Genomic DNA, 16,474 nt, shown 5'->3' with positions numbered 1-16,474 from the left:
GCAGACCTGCAAGCGCGATCTGCCTTGAAAAAGATAATCCCAGTAGCCGCATGGCGCCAGCACCTTTGCGCCATCCTGAGTTTTGCTCGGATCAACCCTAAAGACCTGAATTTACAGCGACTTCCAGAGCGAGTCAAAGTCATCGTCACTGCTGCTGGTCAAAGATGTGCTACCCGTCTCGGATTTGGCTTGCTGATCGCTCACGGGTTCGAGCACTTTGTATTCGAACTGGCTAAAACTGCCGGTGGCGGCAACTCTATCGGTCAGATGTGCACGAACCTCACGGTGACCCTGAAGGATCAATACCTTGCTATTCACTTGAAAGGGCATGCGTGGTGTGATCAGCGTCGCGGGCCGGTCAATGGCTGATACTTCGGGTAAAATCAGCCCGCGAAGATAGGTGCTGGGTTGTTCGGTTTTGCGCATCAGTTTGACCGCGCAGGGGGTACAGTGGGGTGCTACCAGTTCAACACCCATCTGTGTGCCGCCGCCGCGCACCTGGCGTATCCACCGCACCACTGCCAGGCTCCAGTCATGGTCATCTTCTTCCTGAATACCGAGCAGTTCTCCCGCCTGCAGTTGCTTGGGTACATCCTTCGGCCAGGTCAGACAGAAGCCGCCGGGGCTGTGATTGACGATGGGCAGGCTGTAAGTCGGAAAATGGGTGTCATCTTCTTCCGGATTGGGTACGCCAGGCAAAGTGTGGTAATCAATTTGCTCAACGTTGCCAGGGCTCCAGTCCAGAGACTTCTGCTCACCGTCGAAGGCGCCATTCCAGCCGTCTTTGTGACGTTCGCGTTGGGCCGCGTCGGAGAACGGATTGATATCTTTTTCGTCGGCATCGATAAAGCGAGCGAAAGGTATCTGGGCAATACGGAAATGTGTGGCGCTCATGCCGATACTGAGTCTGAGGATACCCCGGCCAGGCACCCGGTTGAAGGTGCGCTCGGCCAAATCCCCCCAGGATTGGCTAACGTGTTGCAGTAATTCAATGCCGAAGCCGTCGGGGACTTTCAGGCTGCCGCGGATTTCGCTGCCGTTCAGCATATATTCTTTGATCCCGTCTACCAGGCTCTGGGTGCTCAGGCCCATACTGTCAGACAGGTCTTCCTCGCGAATCAGCGAGCGATAGCGAGGTGGGCAGTCCATATGGGGGTTGATAATGAACAGGGCGCGGGGATCGGTCGGCTCAACCAATACGGCCATGCGCGACCAGTCTTCGAGCGTCGCAAACAGCCGGCCCATTGCGCTCTGGCGCATCTGGTTAGGGCGTGCTGACCCCATTAACAGGGCAATGAGATAGCACTGCTCGATGCTTAGAGGCTGACCTCCCTGACTTTCCTTATCGTTGACTGGCTGCTTGTGCAGGTTACGCTTGCGCGCCAGCTGATATAGCTGGTGCAGCTCCAGCCAGACGCCATCGGCGACCGGGCAGTACAGCTGGAAAGCGCGTAGCAGGGGCCCGCACAAACTGCGCATGGCGCGCTGGATGGCCAGGCTAACCAATGCGGCATGGTCGCGCGATTTGATGTTGCGTTCTTGAGCGACGACGATCTTGTATCCGTTCGCCAAATGATTCTGCAGCGACTGGGAAAGATTGGCGACCTTGCGCGGTTTGTCTTCCAGGACAATAGACTGCCCAAGATAGTATTTGGCTAGCGCGCTGCAAACGTAATGAACTTCAGGACGAATGCGTTCGAGAATAATAAGACGTTTATCTGCTGGTATTTCCAGCTGATTGATTTCGATAAGACCTTGATACAGCTGCCGCGCGGTTTCGCCGATGTTGGCCTTGGGCAGATTGGCCAGCCATTGGATGATTCCTTTCTCACTGCCCTCGGCAAAGCTCAGCGACTTGAGCGTCTGTTGAGGTATCCGCAAGTTCAATTTTTGCGTTGTGCTATCCATAACAGTCTTATCCAAAACAAGCGGTTCAGGTCAAGTCCCGATGCGTTGAGAGCGGGTTCTTCAGGACGCGAGTGCGACAACCAACACTTTAGCAGCAAAGTCAGTCACGCGCTAAAAAGGGGTGGGCCCCTCAATAGCAAAAAGGTCAGCCTCAGCCGGTGTGGAATAGATCACTCTATTTCAATCAGCTCTACCGGTAAGGGCAGCTTGCCTGCTCTTCCAGCGACTTCACGTACCAGCCGAGGAACCAGAAAGCCTGGCAGTCGGCCGAGCATTTGACCGACCAAGGTTTGCGCCTGCCGGTCGTCTATATGAAAGTGCTGAGCTCCTTTCACATGGTCCAGTACATGCAGATAATAGGGCAAAATGCCATGATCGCCTAGTGTTTCGCTGAGCTCCAATTGCTGGTCAAGTCGATCATTAACCCCTCTAAGCAGTACTGCCTGATTCAATAGCGTGATCCCGGCAGCGCGCAGACGCTGCACCGCTGAACCGAGGTGCCGGTCGACTTCATTGGCATGATTGCAGTGCAATACCATGGTTACCGGTAATCGCGTGCCGCACAGGGCTTCTATTAACTCGGGGGTGACCCGCTGCGGAATCACAACAGGTAGGCGCGTATGTACGCGCAGCCGTCTGATGTGCGGAATGGCGGCTATTTCCCGGGTCAGCCAGGCCAGCCGCCGGTCGTTGGCGGCCAGCGGATCGCCGCCACTGTAGATAACCTCGCTCAGGCTGGGGTCCTGGCGGATGTAGTCCAGGGCCTGATGCCATTGCTCGGTACTCAGATTATTGTCTGCATAGGGGAAGTGACGGCGAAAACAGTAGCGGCAGTTGATTGCGCAACCGCCGCTGACAACCAATAGCAAGCGTCCATGATATTTGTGAATGATGCCAGGGCGGGCGTTACTGTGCTGTTCTCCCAGGGGGTCAAGTTGATAGCCCGGCTGGGCCAGTAACTCTTCGCCCACGGGCAGCACCTGACGCAACAACGGGTCGTGGGGGTTGCCCGGCTGCATACGAGCGAGATAGGGCTCGGGCACGCGCAGGGCGAATTCAGCACTGGCGGCCAGTGCCGGATCGAGCAGGGCTGGGTCCAGGTTCAGCCGCTCCAGCAAGGTGCGTGGGTCAGTTATGCTGGAGGCCAGCAGACTTTGCCAGCTGTCGGACTCAACAGGGGCTAAAGATCCATGTATCATTGGCGTTTTCCGCGCTTGGGTGGCAGGGCATCCGTCGGACGTTATCGCTGACGTCTGGCTGTCGCCGGGGGATATTCCCGGTCTGACTCCTCTGTTCGGCGCGTTATCGGATGTTTCCGTTCAAACTGTCAGTGGGAAGTGTATGGCCAATTATTCTACCAACGAATTCAAGCCCGGTCTCAAGGTGATGCTCGATGGCGATCCTTGCTCCATTCTGGAAAACGAGTACGTCAAGCCGGGTAAGGGCCAGGCGTTCAATCGGGTCAAGGTTCGCAACCTGCGGACCGGCCGGGTTAACGAGCGTACCTTCAAGTCGGGGGATAGCCTGGAAGGCGCGGATGTGATGGATCGCGAGATGGAGTATCTCTACGCCGACGGTGAGTTCTGGCATTTTATGGCCACGGACGGCTCCTTCGAGCAAGTCGCTGCCGACGAGAAAGCGATCACCGAAGCCAAGAGCTGGCTGAAGGAGCAGGTGATTTATCAGGTCACGCTATTTAATGGCGCGCCGATTGCCGTGGGCGCGCCCAATTTCGTCGAACTGGAAGTGGTGGAAACGGATCCCGGTGTGCGTGGCGACACGTCCGGCGGCGGCACCAAGCCGGCCAAGCTGGCAACCGGTGCGGTGGTCAAGGTGCCACTGTTCATCAACGTCGGTGACGTGTTGAAGGTTGACACTCGCAGTGCCGAGTATGTGGGTCGCGCGTGATCAACTGGCGCTAAGCGAACGTGTGACGAAAAACCGGGGCCTTGCCCCGGTTTTCTTTTCTGATCGGAGAGCAGGTAATGCACGATTGGCAGCCCTCAGCGTCGATAGACGCATTACGCGCGCGCGCCAGGATCATAGATCAGGTACGCCGTTTTTTTGCTGCGCGTGGTGTGCTTGAAGTGGATACGCCTAGTCTGTCCAGCGCCGCAGTCAGTGATCCCCAGTTGCAACCCTTTGCCTGCACCTATGCTCCTGATGGCGGGCAGGGCGCCCGCCAGGTGTACTTGCACACCTCGCCAGAGTATCCGATGAAACGCTTGCTGGCGGCTGGTAGTGGTTGCATCTGGCAGCTATGCAAGGTCTATCGCAACGGTGAGGTGGGCGGGCGGCATAACCCCGAATTCAGTATGCTGGAATGGTATCGGCTGAACTTCGACCATCATCAACTCATGGACGAGGTGGATGCCCTGGTCTCCGGTGTATTGGGGTGTACGAATGCCCGGCGGGTCACCTACTCCCGTTTGTTTGCCGAGCATTTGGCGCTGGATGTTCACCAATGCAGTGACGCGGATCTCGCGCAGCAGGGTCGTCAGCGTTGTGGATTTGTCGGCGAGCTGCCGCGCGATGGCTGGCTTAACCTGTTGTTCTCGCACTGCATTGAGCCAGCGCTAGAGGAACCAACACTGGTTTATGCCTTCCCAGCCTCCCAGGCGGCGTTGGCACAGGTAGTCGAGGGTGATGATTGTGTGCCAAGCGCCGCCCGCTTTGAGCTATTTGTCAAAGGCATGGAGCTGGCTAACGGCTATTTCGAGCTGACGGATGCGCAGGAGCAGGCGCGCCGCTTTCAAGCGGATCAGTGCCAACGATTGGCGATGGGGGTTCCGGCATTACCGGTAGATGAACGCCTGGTTGCTGCGCTGCAGGCCGGTTTACCAGCCTGCGCTGGCGTCGCGTTAGGGCTTGACCGGCTGGTGATGTTGGCCGTTGGTGCGCAGCGCATTGACCAGGTTATTGCGTTCGGGTTCGATCGCGCATAAACCAGAGCTTCCGCGCGATCGCAAAGTCCGCGCGCAAGCGCTGACGCAAGCCTGTCAGTTAGTCAGTTTGCCCAGCGCCTGGCCCATGCTCACGGCAGCACCTGCGCGCATCGCCGGATCCCAGGCTGCATGGCCCGGCCCAAATAACACTATTGCGGTTGAACCGAGCTTGAACCGGCCCATTTCGGCGCCGCGCTCCAGCGTGGGTGCGGCCTGGCCATAGCGTTCAGCCTTGAGCTGCCTGGTCGGCGGCGCGACCAGGCCAGCCCATACGGTTTCCACTGACGCAACGATCATTGCACCTACCAGCACGACCGCCATGGGGCCGTGGTTGGTATCGAACAGGCAGGCCACCCGTTCGTTGCGAGCGAAGAGTTCGGGCACGTTCTCGGCGGTGATCTGATTAACTGAAAACAGTTTTCCCGGAATATAGACCATATCGGTAAGCGTGCCGCCGCAGGGCATGTGGACCCTGTGGTAATCCTTGGGCGACAGGTATACCGTCGCAAACTCGCCGCCTTGGAACAAGGCCGCATGCTCTGGATTGCCGCCCAGCAGCTCCAGCACGCTGAAGCTTTGACCTTTAGCCTGGAATAGTCTGCCATGCTCGATTTTGCCGAGCTGGCTGATGGTACCGTCGGCCGGGCAAAGAATGCTGTCCAACTCCGGTGCCAGAGGTCGCGCGCCCGGTTTGAGGGCGCGCGTGAAGAAGTCGTTGAAGCAGGCAAAGGCCAATGGGTCGGTCTGCTCAGCTTCTTGCATATCTACGCCGTAGCGTTTGATAAACCAGCCGATAAAGGGATTTTTTACCCACGCCCAGGTGCAATTGGCCAGGCAGCCTGCCAGACGGGAAAGCAGGTGTTGGGGTAATAGGTATTGAGAGATGACAAACAGGCGCTCGCGCATGCAGGGTCCTTAATGTTCAATCGGAGAGTCAGGAAGGTTACCCCATTCGGACCAGGAGCCGGCGTAGGCTCTGATTCGGGGATAGCCGAGTATTTTTGCCGCCAGGTAAGTAAAGCCTGAGCGATGATGGGTCTGGCAGTGGGTGACGATGTTCTTGTCAGGAGTGAGCCCTAACTGCTGAAGCTGTTCGCGCAGATCGTTGCGCAGGCGTAAACCGCGTTGCGTGTCCATGCCCGCAGTCCATTCAAAATTGACTGCACCGGGTATATGCCCGCCGCGTTCGGCGAGAACCTTTTCACCGCGATATTCGGCGGGGGAGCGGGCATCCCAGACAACAAAATCCGGTTGCGCCAGACTCTTTTTCAATTCATCCGCATCAATACTCGCGCCAGGGTTCAGGGTCAGCCGCACAAGGCTGGGAGTGGCTTGATTCACCTGGGTTTCAATCTTCAAGCCATCCTGCTGCCAAGCCTTGATACCGCCATTCAGATAGCTGTAATGACAATGCCCTATGCTGTCTAGTATCCAGATAAAGCGGCCTGCCCAGCCACCCCCTTCATCGTCATAAACTACATAATGAAGATCTGGATGATGACCAAGTTCGCCGAATAACTGTTCCAGCTGAGACAACTCGGGTAGCAGGCCGGGACGCGGTGCAGGTGAGCTGGTGCGCGACGGTGCAAGGTGAACTGCCCCCGGCACGTGGGCCTGCAGGTACTGCTCCTGGCTGGATAGGTCCACCAGGCGCAGATTTTTCAACGGCTTCCCGGAGTCGAGCAGGGCTGACAAGGTCTGCGGCTCGATCAGCAAGGGTAAAGTAATTGAAGGCATAAAAAGGTCTCCGGTAGCCTTGTCGATAGGTTGTCAGGCTTTAGTTTGGAAGTTGATCAATGCCCGGTAGATACATTCTGCCGTCTTCAGCAAGGCTTTGCGCTGTTTTTCATCAGCCAGTTTTTGCAGCTCGAGCCCCTGGGCGCCAAGCAGGCCAATAATGCTTCCCCGGTGCTGCAGTGGCAGTAACTGCGCGCGCTGGTCTGCGAGTAATGTCGTCAGTGTGTCTGGGATCGTTTTACCCTCGCGCTGTAAACGCGCTGCGTCCAGATTATGCAGGGTGTCGGTTTTGAGCCACTGGCCCCATGGGGTGTTACGGCAGTCACCCAGCGCGAGGTCGGTGGCTTCTTGAGTGGGGTCAAATCCTCGGCTCGCGCGGATGATTAGCTGCTTTTGCTTGGCATTATACAAGGCAATCCAGGATTGCTTGAGCCCCAGGCCGTGATCCATGGCATCCAGCGCGCAGTGCAGTAGCTGCGGTAGGCTAGCGAACGCGCTGGGCTGCGCAAGCAGTTTCAGGCATTGCTGCCGCCACTGGACAGGGTCCGGTCGGCCGGATGTCGTTTTAGGGCTGTCGCCTGCTTCGAGCTGGTGGGTATCGGCCACTGGGGTAGCCGGGCGAATGCGTTTACGGCTGCGCGTTTGCCATAGCAGTGCTTGTGCGGGTAGCCAGAGGTCAGGGTCAGAATGCTGATACTGACTACGGGCACTGTCCACGGCATTAATGTGACTGGCGCTTTGCGCCTCCGCCAGGCTGCAGCCAAGGTAGAGGGCTGTCAGTTGTTGCCAGCGACCGGTATGGCGTGCGTCCCAGTCATGGTGGGCGCCCAGAGCGATGCCGTTGGCCATCAGCAGGCTATTGGCGGGCATGGTTAGCCAGCGTGACAGTGATCGGTCGGCATCGAGCAGCGCCTGCTGTTGTTGGGGGTGGCTTGAATCGCGAGCAATGTGAATGGCTTTGACCATCAACCGCCGGCTGCTATTGAGTGATCGGTAGCCCTGGAGAATCCAGGGTGGTAACCACCAGTCTTCGGCCAGTTGCTGGGTCAGGCTCATGATGTGGTCGCTGTCCAGCAACCAGGGCTTGATATCGGCTTCGGCGGTTTCTCGCTCTAGAGCCCTTGCGTCCCAGACCTTGAACAGTTCTGGCCGGTGGTAGATCAGCACCCAGCAGGGCGCGAGAAATAGCAGGCTAGCCAGCGAGACTTCATGCCATAGCCGGGCCATTCTGTTGGCAAACAAACCCTGGGCCTGGGTCAGGGCATGTTCACTGATGCTCAGCAGTTGTCGATAAGCCAGCGGCATTTGCTCTCTTTCGACGATGGGCAAGCTGCGCAGGAGTTTGGCCAGCCGCAGGGTGCCGAGCATGTTGCAGGCCTGCTCGAGCGTGAGGATGTCGAGATCCTTGGCCCGCGCCATACCCCCAGCCGCCCGGCATATTTGCAATGCCGCAGCCGGTACCCGCAGCAATTCACGGCTCAAGTCATTGATGCCCATGAGTTCATTGTCGAGTAGGCTGGTCAGCCTTAGGCACTGGTTTTTTTCAATCGGCAACACAAAGCTGTTCAGGCTTTGCCGAAGGCTGCCGATATCAGCTTGTACTATCAATTTACGTTCTTCTTCTGTGCTCATAAGGTATGCGGCTTATAATGAGTATATCGACAGCCCATGGCTGATATGACTATAACGTGATCAAGATTATTTTGCTGCCCAATGGCCGATTCGCTTGGCGGCGACTTCAACTCTCAGGGGATTTAACGGGTTTATGCTGAAAATTGCTGGTTTTTTGGTTGTTACCTGCAGTGTTTTGGGCGGTTTCATGCTGTCGGGGGGGCAGTTGGCAGCACTTTGGCACCCATTCGAGATCTTGATTATAGGTGGTGCGGCGATAGGCGCTTTCCTGGTCGCCAACCCCATGACTACGGTAAAAAAGGCAGCAGGTAGTGCGCCGAAGATCATATTTGGCCATCGTTTCGGCAAGCCATTTTATCTGGACGTGCTGGGGGTGCTCTATGAAGTGCTTAACAAGAGCCGCCGTGAAGGCATGATGTCGATCGAGGCGGATATTGAAGAGCCTGCGGAAAGTCCGATTTTCAGCAAATATCCGGCGATTCTCAAAGATAAGCATATGAGCGAGTTTATCTGCGACTACCTGCGCATCATGTCGACCGGCAATATGGCGCCGCATGAGCTTGAGGCCTTGTTTGACGTGGAGATTTCCAGTCTCACCGAGGAGCTGCATGAGCCCTCCCACGCTGTCACCCGAGTAGCGGACGGTTTGCCCGCTTTTGGTATCGTTGCTGCGGTCCTGGGTATTGTGATCACTATGGGTATTCTCGGTGATGCAGATAATTCCGAGATTGGCCAGAAGGTCGCTACCGCACTGGTCGGAACGCTGTTGGGTATTTTGGCTGCCTATGGCTTTGTTGGGCCCTTTGCTGCGGCTATGGGCCATGAAGCCCATGAAGAAGCCAACACCTACGAGGCGATCAAGATGTGCCTGGTCGCCAGCGCGCAGGGATTGCCTCCTGCATTGGCGGTGGAGTTTGGGCGCAAGGCCTTGTTGCCCGAGCATCGACCCAGCTTTCTGGAGCTGGAAGAGTCGGTCAAGGGGCGCTAACCGGTGGATAATAATCAACCGATTATCGTCAAACGTATCAGCCGCAAGGGTGACGGGCACCATGGCGGGGCCTGGAAAATTGCCTTCGCCGATTTTGCCGTTGCCATGATGGCGTTCTTTCTGGTCATGTGGCTGATGTCCACTGCCACACCAGAGCAACTCAAAATGATCTCGGGTTACTTCAATGATCCGATAGGCTTCTCTGCAGGTGGCAGCCCCTTTGCGATTGATCTGGGCGGCACGCCCACTGTGTCTCCCGATCGAACCTTGAACGAAAGTGACGCGGAGGACACTGAGCCCTTGCCTCTGGATGCAGAAAGCATACAAACGCTGGCTGAGCAGGTCGAGCAGCTGGAACTGGATATGTTGCTGCAGGAGTTGCAGAACAAGATCGATATCGAACCGGTTCTTCAACGCTTTAAAGATCAGATCTTGCTGGAAATTACCCAGGATGGGCTGCGGATTCAGATAGTCGACGCGGAGAATCGGCCGATGTTTGCCAGTGGCAGCGCGCAACTTCAGCCGTATTTCGAAGAAATTCTGTTAGCGCTGAGCGATACCATTGCGGTGGTGCCGAAAAAGATCAGTATTGGCGGGCATACTGACGCTCAGCCCTTTGTCGGGCGGAGAAATTACGGTAACTGGGAGCTCTCCACCGAGCGCGCCAATGCCGCCAGACGCACGCTGCTGGTAGCAGGCTATCCTGAGCGGCAGTTGGCGCGCGTAGTAGGTTATGCCGACTCAGCATTGTTTGATCGCAATGAGCCGACTAACCCGATCAATCGCCGAATAGACATCATCGTGCTTAACAAACGCGCTGAAGAGAACATTATCAAAAACACCGGTGACGGTATGACTGATGATGCGGGCGTGCTGGATGATGCTCCGCTAGAGCCCGTGACCACGGACTCGAATGTGCCGTCGGGCGATGATGGTGGGGCACCGTTGGGCAGCCCGCCAGCGCCGCCGACCGATAACGGTCAGCGCCCGGCGAATCTATTTGATGACGTCAACGCGCTGGAGCCGTTGCGTAATCAATAGGCAGGTTCAGTAGCTGGCCGGCCCTATGCTTGACAGGATTTGCCGGTAACTGCTGATGCGGCTGGCTGAAATGTCGCCGCGTGCCACCGCGCCGAGTAGCGCACAGCCCGGCTCGTGCAAGTGCTGGCAATCACGGAAGCGGCAGTGGCCCAGATACGGCCGAAACTCCACAAAGCCTTCGAGCAAGTCGTCATGGCTAATGTGCGTCAGCCCGAACTCACGAATGCCGGGCGAGTCGATCAGGTCGCCGCCGTCGGGAAAATGAAATAGTTTTGCTGTGGTCGTGGTGTGTGTGCCCTGGCCGCTGGATTCCGACAGAGGCCCCACGCGCAAATCGATGCCTGGCAGCAAGGCATTGATCAGTGATGACTTACCCACCCCTGACTGACCGACAAAGACGCTGATATGGTCGCGCAGTGCTGCACGAAGCTCGTCCAGGCCGTTGCCCGAACTGGCGGATAACTCCAGTACCTCATAACCCAGGCGGGCATATACGTCCAGCCAGGTGCGGATCTCGGCGTAATCACCCTGAGCCAGTAGATCGGCCTTGTTCAGGATCAGCAGGGGCTCAAGCCCGGACTGCTCGGCCGCCACCAGATAGCGGTCAATCAGGGTGGTATAGGGCGTGGGCAGCGGCGCGAATACAATCACCAGGCGTTCGACGTTAGCCGCTACCGGTTTGAGCTGGCCGCGGTGGTCAGGACGGTTGAGTTCGGATTGGCGCGGCAACTGGGCCACAATCACGCCGCCGTTCTGGTTGTCGGCTCGCCAGATCACCCGGTCCCCGGTGACCATGGCCGGCAGATTGGCACGCAAATGGCAGCGGCGTACCAGTCCGGCCTCGGGACCTTCGCTGGTTTCGACATCCACCTGCACACCGAAGTGAGCAATCACCAGACCCTGTTGTTCGGGTCCCAGATCGCCACCGATCAGGCTTTCTTCAGCCATATCGGCACGTTTGCCAGCGCGCACCGCGCGTTCGTCCTGAATTTTCTGAATACGCCAGTTCTGACGTCGAGTGAGGTGTCGTTTTGCCATGGGTTGCTGTTCCTGGAAGTTGCGCGAGTGTATCACGCGCCGCGTATACTGCTCGTCAAACCAACCGCACAAGTGCAGGAGTTCGCATGCCCAATCCCGAGAATCTGATCTGGATCGATCTTGAAATGACCGGTCTGGATCCGGATAACGACGTCATTATCGAAATCGCCACCGTGGTGACCGACTCACAGCTCAATATATTGGCAGAGGGTCCGGTCATGGCGATCAAGCAGGCAGATTCGCTACTAGAGGGCATGGATGAGTGGAATACCCGTCAGCACGGCCAGTCAGGCCTGACCCAGCGGGTACGCGACAGCCAGATCAGTGTCGAGGAGGCACAGCGGCAGACTCTGGCGTTTCTGCAGCAATGGGTACCTGCAGGCAAATCACCCATGTGCGGCAACAGTATCTGCCAGGACCGGCGTTTTCTGTACCGCGGGATGCCGGAGTTGGAGGTCTATTTCCACTACCGGAACCTGGATGTATCTACCCTAAAGGAGCTGGTGACACGCTGGGCCCCGGAGCTGAAGAGCGGTTTTACCAAGCGAGGCAGCCATCTGGCGCTGGATGACATTTACGATTCGATTGCTGAGTTGCAGTACTACCGTGAGCATTTCATCAAATTTTGAGCTTCAAGCTTCAAGCACAACCCCGTGGCGAGCGAGGGCCCAGATGACATGTTCGCGGACCAGCTCTGAAGGGTGAGACAGGCGGCCTTTCAGTGCCTCAAGCACCACAATGCTGCTGCTCGCATTGCCTAACCCAACGGCCAGGTTTCGCAGCCAGCGTTCGTGGCCGATGCGCCTTATAGGTGAACCCTCGGTGTTGCTCAGAAAAGTCTGCTCATCCCAGCGGAACAGGCTAACCAGCGAGGCTTGGTCGAGATCGTGACGCGGACTGAAGTCGGGCTCGTTGGTCGGTTTGGCGAAGCGGTTCCATGGGCATACCAGTTGGCAGTCGTCGCAACCAAACACCCGGTTGCCCATCATCGGCCGCAGGTCTTCAGGGATAGAGCCCTTCAGTTCAATGGTCAAATAGGAAATGCAGCGTCGAGCGTCGAGCACCTGAGGGCTGACGAAAGCCTGGGTCGGGCACTTGTCCAGGCACGCCGTACAGCGCCCGCAGTGTTCTTCCTGGTAGGCCTGATCGATAGGTAACGGCAAATCGGTGAACAGTTCGCCAAGAAAGAAATAGCTCCCTGCGTGGCGGTTAAGCAGCATGGTGTTCTTGCCGATCCAACCAAGCCCTGCCTGATTAGCCAATCCGCGCTCCATCACCGGCGCGCTGTCGACAAAGGCGCGGTAGCCGAAGGGCCCGATCAACGCTTGAATCTGTTCGGCCAGTTGTTGCAGGCGGCGGCGCATCAACTTGTGGTAGTCGCGGCCCAGGGCGTAGCGTGAGATGTACGCGATATCCGGTTGGCCTAGGCGCTTGGCCATTGCGCTGTCAGCGGGTAAATAATCCATACGTACGGAAATAACCCGTTGCGTGCCTGGGACTAGCTCCGCAGGCCGGGCGCGTTTGCTGCCGTGACTGGCCATCCATTGCATTTCTCCTTGGTAGCCCGCGTCAAGCCAGTGCTCAAGGCGGGCTTCATGTTGGCCGGTGTCGGCGGCGCTGATGCCGAGCTGCTGAAAGCCCAGAGCCAGGCCTAACTGGCGGATCTGGTCGGCCAGGTGCAACAGTTCTGAGGTGCTGTGGTTGGAGGGCATGATTGATCAAAGTCATTAGGGTAAAAGGCAGCAGGTCTCTATAATTGTGCCAGACAATGCGATAGGTAGCATGTAATGACCACAACTTGGCCCAAGGCGGTTCACAGTGCGGCGCAAACGCGAGCGATTGATGCGGCTATTATTGCGCAAGGCGTGCCTGGGCCGCAGTTAATGCAGCGTGCTGCAGAGGCTGTATGGGCCGAGTTACAGGCCCGTTGGCCGCATGTTGGTCAGTTGACGGTGCTCTGCGGCAAGGGTAATAACGGCGGTGACGGCTTTCTGGTTGCGCGGCTGGCATTGCTGGCAGGTTGGAAGGTACACGTGCTGAGTCTTTTTGACCGTGCGGAGTTTGGTGGTGATGCGCTTCAGGCGTTGCGCGCCGCAGCCGAGGCGGGGGTTTCCATCGACACCTGGCAGCCTGGTGCCGAACTTGACGGGGTGGTGCTGGACGCGATGCTTGGCACCGGGTTGCAAGGTCAGGTGCGAGAACCGTTTTCCGTTGCGATCAGTGCGCTGAATGCCAGCGGGGTGCCAGTGGTCTCGGTGGATATCCCCAGTGGTTTGGACGCAGATACCGGACAAGTGCTGGGTGCGGCGGTCAAAGCTGCCCTGACGGTGACCTTTATAACGCTAAAGCCCGGGTTGTTAACGGCCGCCGGGCCTGATCAGACCGGTGAATTGGTTTTTGCCGGTTTAGCCGCGTTGCCTCCAGGCATGCCCAAGCCAGCGCTTGAGCGCTTGTTGCTTGCAGACTGGGCAAGCGCCTTGCCAAGCAGGCCGCGAGCCGCCCACAAAGGTCTATTCGGCCATGTTGTTCTGGTTGGCGGGGATCGCGGGATGGGTGGTGCAATCATGCTCGCAGCAGAAGCCGCGTTACGCAGTGGCGCTGGTCGGGTATCGGTGGCGACCCGCCCAGAGCATGTGGCGCCGTTGCTGAGCCGTTGCCCAGAAATCATGGCGCTGGCAATTGAAGAGGCTGAGGAGGCCGGGACACTGCTCGCGCGCGCTGATACGCTGGTGATTGGGCCGGGTCTGGGGCGCTCGGAATGGTCTCAGCAATTGTGTGAGCTGGCCATGGCTGCGGATGCGCCCAAGGTGCTTGATGCCGATGCATTAAATATCTTGGCTGAAAGCGTCGATGGTCATTTGTGGCTGTGCGACAGGGATATCATTACCCCGCACCCCGCAGAGGCCGCGCGCTTGCTTGGCTTAAAGACTGTGCAAGTGCAGGCTGACCGGGTGCAGGCGTTAAGGTCCCTTGTGGAACGCTTCGGGTGCGCCGTGGTCCTCAAAGGTGTGGGTAGTTTAGTCGCGGCGGTTGGTGATCAGGGGCAGCCGCCCGGGATTTGCACCTTTGGTAATCCAGGGATGGCCACTGCGGGTATGGGTGATGTGCTGTCCGGGGTCGCGGGAGCCTTGTTGGCGCAAGGTCTGCCGGCCGGGCAGGCCGCGCGCTATGCCGTGCTGGTGCACGCATTGGCAGGCGATACGGCGGCTCATGGGGATCATAGAGGGTTGCTTGCAGGGGATCTGATGATGCCCCTCAGGCATTGGCTCAACGCATAGGAAACAAGATGATCGAGCAGTTTTACGCAGAGGGAAATCAGGCTATGGAGGCCTTGGGTGCCGCTATTGGCAACGTCATGGAGGGGCGCGGGGTGATCTACCTGCAAGGCGATCTGGGGGCGGGCAAAACTACCCTGAGCCGGGGGCTGATCAGGGGTCGAGGTCATCAGGGCGCAGTCAAGAGTCCGACTTTTACGCTGGTTGAACCCTACGAGCTGGACTCGGGCTGTATTTACCATTTCGATCTGTATCGGTTGCTTGATCCCGAGGAACTGGAATTTCTCGGCGTGCGCGATTACTTCAATCCCGAGAGCCTGTGTCTGGTGGAGTGGCCAGATAAAGGCAAGGGAGTTTTGCCAAGTGCTGATCTGACCATTACCATAAGCCCCAAGGGCGTTGGACGTCAGCTGCACATATTGGGGCATGGTTCCCATGGTCTGGCCGCATGCCAGCGCCTACACAACAAACGGGAAGATGCACACACGTGATCAGAAATGCCGGGAGTCGAGCAATGCTCAAAGGGATGATCATCAGTCTGTGTCTGTTGATGTCGGGTCTGCTGCAGGCTGCAGATATCCAGAACGTGCGCATATGGCGCGCGCCGGACAATACTCGGTTGGTCTTCGATCTGACCGGGCCGGCTGATCACACTCTGTTTACGCTTTCCAGTCCCGAGCGCATCGTCATCGATGTAACCGGTGCCAGCTTCTCTGCCACGACCAGCGGACTACCGCTGGAAGGTACGCCGTTAACTGCGGTTCGCTCTGCCCCGCGTGATGCGTCCAGTCTGCGTGTGGTGCTTGATTTGTCCCAGCAGGTGACCGCGAAGAGCTTTGCATTACCGCCGAATCAGCAATACGGTCACCGTCTGGTGATCGATTTGTTCGATAACGATCAACCGCGCGAACGCATTTCTCTGCCCGCGCCCGATGTAGCCGCGCCACTGCCGCCAAGCACTGCCCCGAGGGCGGTAACAGAAGTCGGTGAGCGATTGATTATCATCGCGCTGGATGCTGGACATGGCGGTGAAGATCCGGGCGCAATTGGCCCTGGCGGCGTGCGTGAGAAAGAGGTGGTGCTGGCGATCTCCCGCGAACTCAAGCGCTTGATCGATGCCGAGCCGGGATTCAAGGGCGAACTGGTGCGTACGGGGGACTATTTCATACCGCTACGCAGACGTACGGAAATCGCCCGCAAGCACAATGCCGATCTGTTCGTGTCTGTGCACGCGGACGCCTTTACCCGGGCCAGTGCGTTTGGTGCTTCGGTGTTCGCGCTTTCCGATCGTGGTGCCACCTCTGAAACAGCACGCCTGTTAGCCGACCGCGAAAACCGCTCGGATCTGATCGGTGGCGTGGGCGGAGTCAGTCTGGATAATAAGGATCAGGTGCTCGCCAGTGTGCTCCTGGATCTGTCGATGACGGCCACGCTATCGGCCAGTTTGGATGTCGGCCAGCAAGTGTTGGCTGCAGTGGGCAAGATCACGCCGCTACACAAGCGGCGGGTCGAGCAGGCCGGGTTCATGGTGCTGAAGTCGCCTGACATACCCTCCATTCTGGTAGAGACTGGCTTTATCTCCAACCCTGGAGAAGCCCGGAAGCTAGTGACGAAAAGTCACCAGCAAGCCTTGGCCCGGGCCATGCATACCGGCATTCGTGACTATTTTCATCGTTATCCGCCGCCGGGCACCAAGCTCGCGGCGCTGAAGGCAGGAGGCAAATTGCAGGCGTCGCGGCCGTCAGAACACACGGTTTCTCGCGGTGATACGCTGTCGGTCATCGCCAACCGTTATGGCATCAGCGTGGCCAGTCTGCGTGAAGCCAACAAGCTGGGCAGTGACCAGATCCGCATTGGTCAGACGCTGAAAGTGCCCGCCGGCAGCATGCTCGTGCAGAATCAGCCCTGAT

At 57.8% G+C, this 16,474-nt stretch carries 15 protein-coding genes; 8 read left to right on the top strand and 7 right to left on the bottom strand.

The window, feature by feature from the left end; all coding sequences use genetic code 11:
* Positions 1–111: 111 nt before the first annotated feature.
* Both K787_RS0103380 and epmB read right to left on the bottom strand, forming a co-directional pair.
* Positions 112–1,908 (bottom strand): cyclic-di-GMP receptor FimW-related protein, encoded by a 1,797-nt coding sequence (locus tag K787_RS0103380; protein WP_022961384.1) that lies wholly within the window; start codon positions 1,906–1,908, stop codon positions 112–114.
* A 170-nt stretch (positions 1,909–2,078) separates the two neighbouring features.
* Positions 2,079–3,107, bottom strand: a complete 1,029-nt coding sequence (gene epmB, locus K787_RS0103375) for an EF-P beta-lysylation protein EpmB (protein WP_022961383.1) — start codon at positions 3,105–3,107, stop codon at positions 2,079–2,081.
* A 142-nt stretch (positions 3,108–3,249) separates the two neighbouring features.
* Between epmB and efp the strand changes: the two genes are divergently transcribed.
* Positions 3,250–3,816, top strand: coding sequence for an elongation factor P (efp, locus tag K787_RS0103370; protein ID WP_022961382.1), 567 nt, complete (start codon positions 3,250–3,252; stop codon positions 3,814–3,816).
* Positions 3,817–3,893: 77 nt separating this feature from the next.
* Entirely contained in the window at positions 3,894–4,853 is a 960-nt protein-coding gene (epmA, locus tag K787_RS0103365; RefSeq protein WP_022961381.1) for an elongation factor P--(R)-beta-lysine ligase, read from the top strand.
* Positions 4,854–4,907: 54 nt separating this feature from the next.
* Here epmA and asd read toward each other — a convergent pair whose 3' ends face one another.
* Genes asd through K787_RS22020 form a run of 3 tightly spaced genes read right to left on the bottom strand, consistent with a single transcriptional unit; the run spans position 4,908 to position 8,222 of the window.
* Positions 4,908–5,759, bottom strand: coding sequence for an archaetidylserine decarboxylase (asd, locus tag K787_RS0103360; protein ID WP_022961380.1), 852 nt, complete (start codon positions 5,757–5,759; stop codon positions 4,908–4,910).
* 9 nt (positions 5,760–5,768) lie between these two features.
* Positions 5,769–6,590, bottom strand: coding sequence for a rhodanese-like domain-containing protein (locus K787_RS0103355; RefSeq protein WP_022961379.1), 822 nt, complete (start codon positions 6,588–6,590; stop codon positions 5,769–5,771).
* Between the two features lie 33 nt (positions 6,591–6,623).
* The gene (locus K787_RS22020) at positions 6,624–8,222 is read right to left on the bottom strand and encodes a hypothetical protein (RefSeq protein WP_022961378.1); all 1,599 of its coding nucleotides are present in this window, start codon (positions 8,220–8,222) and stop codon (positions 6,624–6,626) included.
* Positions 8,223–8,355: 133 nt separating this feature from the next.
* Here K787_RS22020 and motA point away from each other — a divergent pair, with 133 nt between their 5' ends.
* Positions 8,356–9,210, top strand: coding sequence for a flagellar motor stator protein MotA (gene motA, locus K787_RS0103345; RefSeq protein ID WP_022961377.1), 855 nt, complete (start codon positions 8,356–8,358; stop codon positions 9,208–9,210).
* A gap of 3 nt (positions 9,211–9,213) precedes the next feature.
* A complete protein-coding gene (motB, locus tag K787_RS0103340) occupies positions 9,214–10,251 on the top strand; it encodes a flagellar motor protein MotB (RefSeq protein ID WP_022961376.1) in 1,038 nt (345 codons plus the stop codon).
* A 6-nt stretch (positions 10,252–10,257) separates the two neighbouring features.
* Here the strand turns inward: motB and rsgA are convergent, their stop codons facing one another.
* A complete protein-coding gene (rsgA, locus tag K787_RS0103335) occupies positions 10,258–11,289 on the bottom strand; it encodes a small ribosomal subunit biogenesis GTPase RsgA (protein ID WP_022961375.1) in 1,032 nt (343 codons plus the stop codon).
* A gap of 86 nt (positions 11,290–11,375) precedes the next feature.
* Between rsgA and orn the strand changes: the two genes are divergently transcribed.
* The gene (orn, locus tag K787_RS0103330) at positions 11,376–11,918 is read left to right on the top strand and encodes an oligoribonuclease (RefSeq protein ID WP_022961374.1); all 543 of its coding nucleotides are present in this window, start codon (positions 11,376–11,378) and stop codon (positions 11,916–11,918) included.
* Between the two features lie 3 nt (positions 11,919–11,921).
* On the opposite strand, the gene queG is transcribed toward orn, so the two are convergent.
* The gene (queG, locus tag K787_RS0103325) at positions 11,922–13,001 is read right to left on the bottom strand and encodes a tRNA epoxyqueuosine(34) reductase QueG (RefSeq protein WP_022961373.1); all 1,080 of its coding nucleotides are present in this window, start codon (positions 12,999–13,001) and stop codon (positions 11,922–11,924) included.
* Between the two features lie 75 nt (positions 13,002–13,076).
* On the opposite strand from queG, the gene K787_RS0103320 reads away from it, so the two are divergent.
* The 3 genes from K787_RS0103320 to K787_RS0103310 are packed head-to-tail and all read left to right on the top strand — an operon-like array spanning position 13,077 to position 16,473.
* Positions 13,077–14,567, top strand: a complete 1,491-nt coding sequence (locus K787_RS0103320; protein WP_022961372.1) for a bifunctional ADP-dependent NAD(P)H-hydrate dehydratase/NAD(P)H-hydrate epimerase — start codon at positions 13,077–13,079, stop codon at positions 14,565–14,567.
* An 8-nt stretch (positions 14,568–14,575) separates the two neighbouring features.
* Positions 14,576–15,055, top strand: coding sequence for a tRNA (adenosine(37)-N6)-threonylcarbamoyltransferase complex ATPase subunit type 1 TsaE (gene tsaE, locus K787_RS0103315; protein WP_022961371.1), 480 nt, complete (start codon positions 14,576–14,578; stop codon positions 15,053–15,055).
* 23 nt (positions 15,056–15,078) lie between these two features.
* A complete protein-coding gene (locus K787_RS0103310; protein WP_022961370.1) occupies positions 15,079–16,473 on the top strand; it encodes an N-acetylmuramoyl-L-alanine amidase in 1,395 nt (464 codons plus the stop codon).
* The last annotated feature ends 1 nt before the right edge of the window (position 16,474 follow it).

The sequence above is a fragment of the Halopseudomonas pelagia CL-AP6 genome, from assembly GCF_000410875.1.
Lineage (GTDB): Bacteria > Pseudomonadota > Gammaproteobacteria > Pseudomonadales > Pseudomonadaceae > Halopseudomonas > Halopseudomonas pelagia.
The sequence above is the reverse complement of the archived record's forward strand: the minus strand, read 5'-3'. Positions and strand labels throughout refer to the sequence as shown.

Excerpts from the sequence above, each read along its gene's own strand:
- motA (WP_022961377.1), top strand. The coding sequence starts at position 8,356 with ATGCTGAAAATTGCTGGTTTTTTGGTTGTTACCTGCAGTGTTTTGGGC.
- epmA (WP_022961381.1), top strand. The coding sequence starts at position 3,894 with ATGCACGATTGGCAGCCCTCAGCGTCGATAGACGCATTACGCGCGCGC.
- K787_RS0103310 (WP_022961370.1), top strand. The coding sequence starts at position 15,079 with ATGCTCAAAGGGATGATCATCAGTCTGTGTCTGTTGATGTCGGGTCTG.
- K787_RS0103355 (WP_022961379.1), bottom strand. The coding sequence starts at position 6,590 with ATGCCTTCAATTACTTTACCCTTGCTGATCGAGCCGCAGACCTTGTCA.
- orn (WP_022961374.1), top strand. The coding sequence starts at position 11,376 with ATGCCCAATCCCGAGAATCTGATCTGGATCGATCTTGAAATGACCGGT.
- queG (WP_022961373.1), bottom strand. The coding sequence starts at position 13,001 with ATGCCCTCCAACCACAGCACCTCAGAACTGTTGCACCTGGCCGACCAG.
- K787_RS0103380 (WP_022961384.1), bottom strand. The coding sequence starts at position 1,908 with ATGGATAGCACAACGCAAAAATTGAACTTGCGGATACCTCAACAGACG.
- tsaE (WP_022961371.1), top strand. The coding sequence starts at position 14,576 with ATGATCGAGCAGTTTTACGCAGAGGGAAATCAGGCTATGGAGGCCTTG.
- asd (WP_022961380.1), bottom strand. The coding sequence starts at position 5,759 with ATGCGCGAGCGCCTGTTTGTCATCTCTCAATACCTATTACCCCAACAC.
- K787_RS0103320 (WP_022961372.1), top strand. The coding sequence starts at position 13,077 with ATGACCACAACTTGGCCCAAGGCGGTTCACAGTGCGGCGCAAACGCGA.
- K787_RS22020 (WP_022961378.1), bottom strand. The coding sequence starts at position 8,222 with ATGAGCACAGAAGAAGAACGTAAATTGATAGTACAAGCTGATATCGGC.
- efp (WP_022961382.1), top strand. The coding sequence starts at position 3,250 with ATGGCCAATTATTCTACCAACGAATTCAAGCCCGGTCTCAAGGTGATG.
- epmB (WP_022961383.1), bottom strand. The coding sequence starts at position 3,107 with ATGATACATGGATCTTTAGCCCCTGTTGAGTCCGACAGCTGGCAAAGT.
- rsgA (WP_022961375.1), bottom strand. The coding sequence starts at position 11,289 with ATGGCAAAACGACACCTCACTCGACGTCAGAACTGGCGTATTCAGAAA.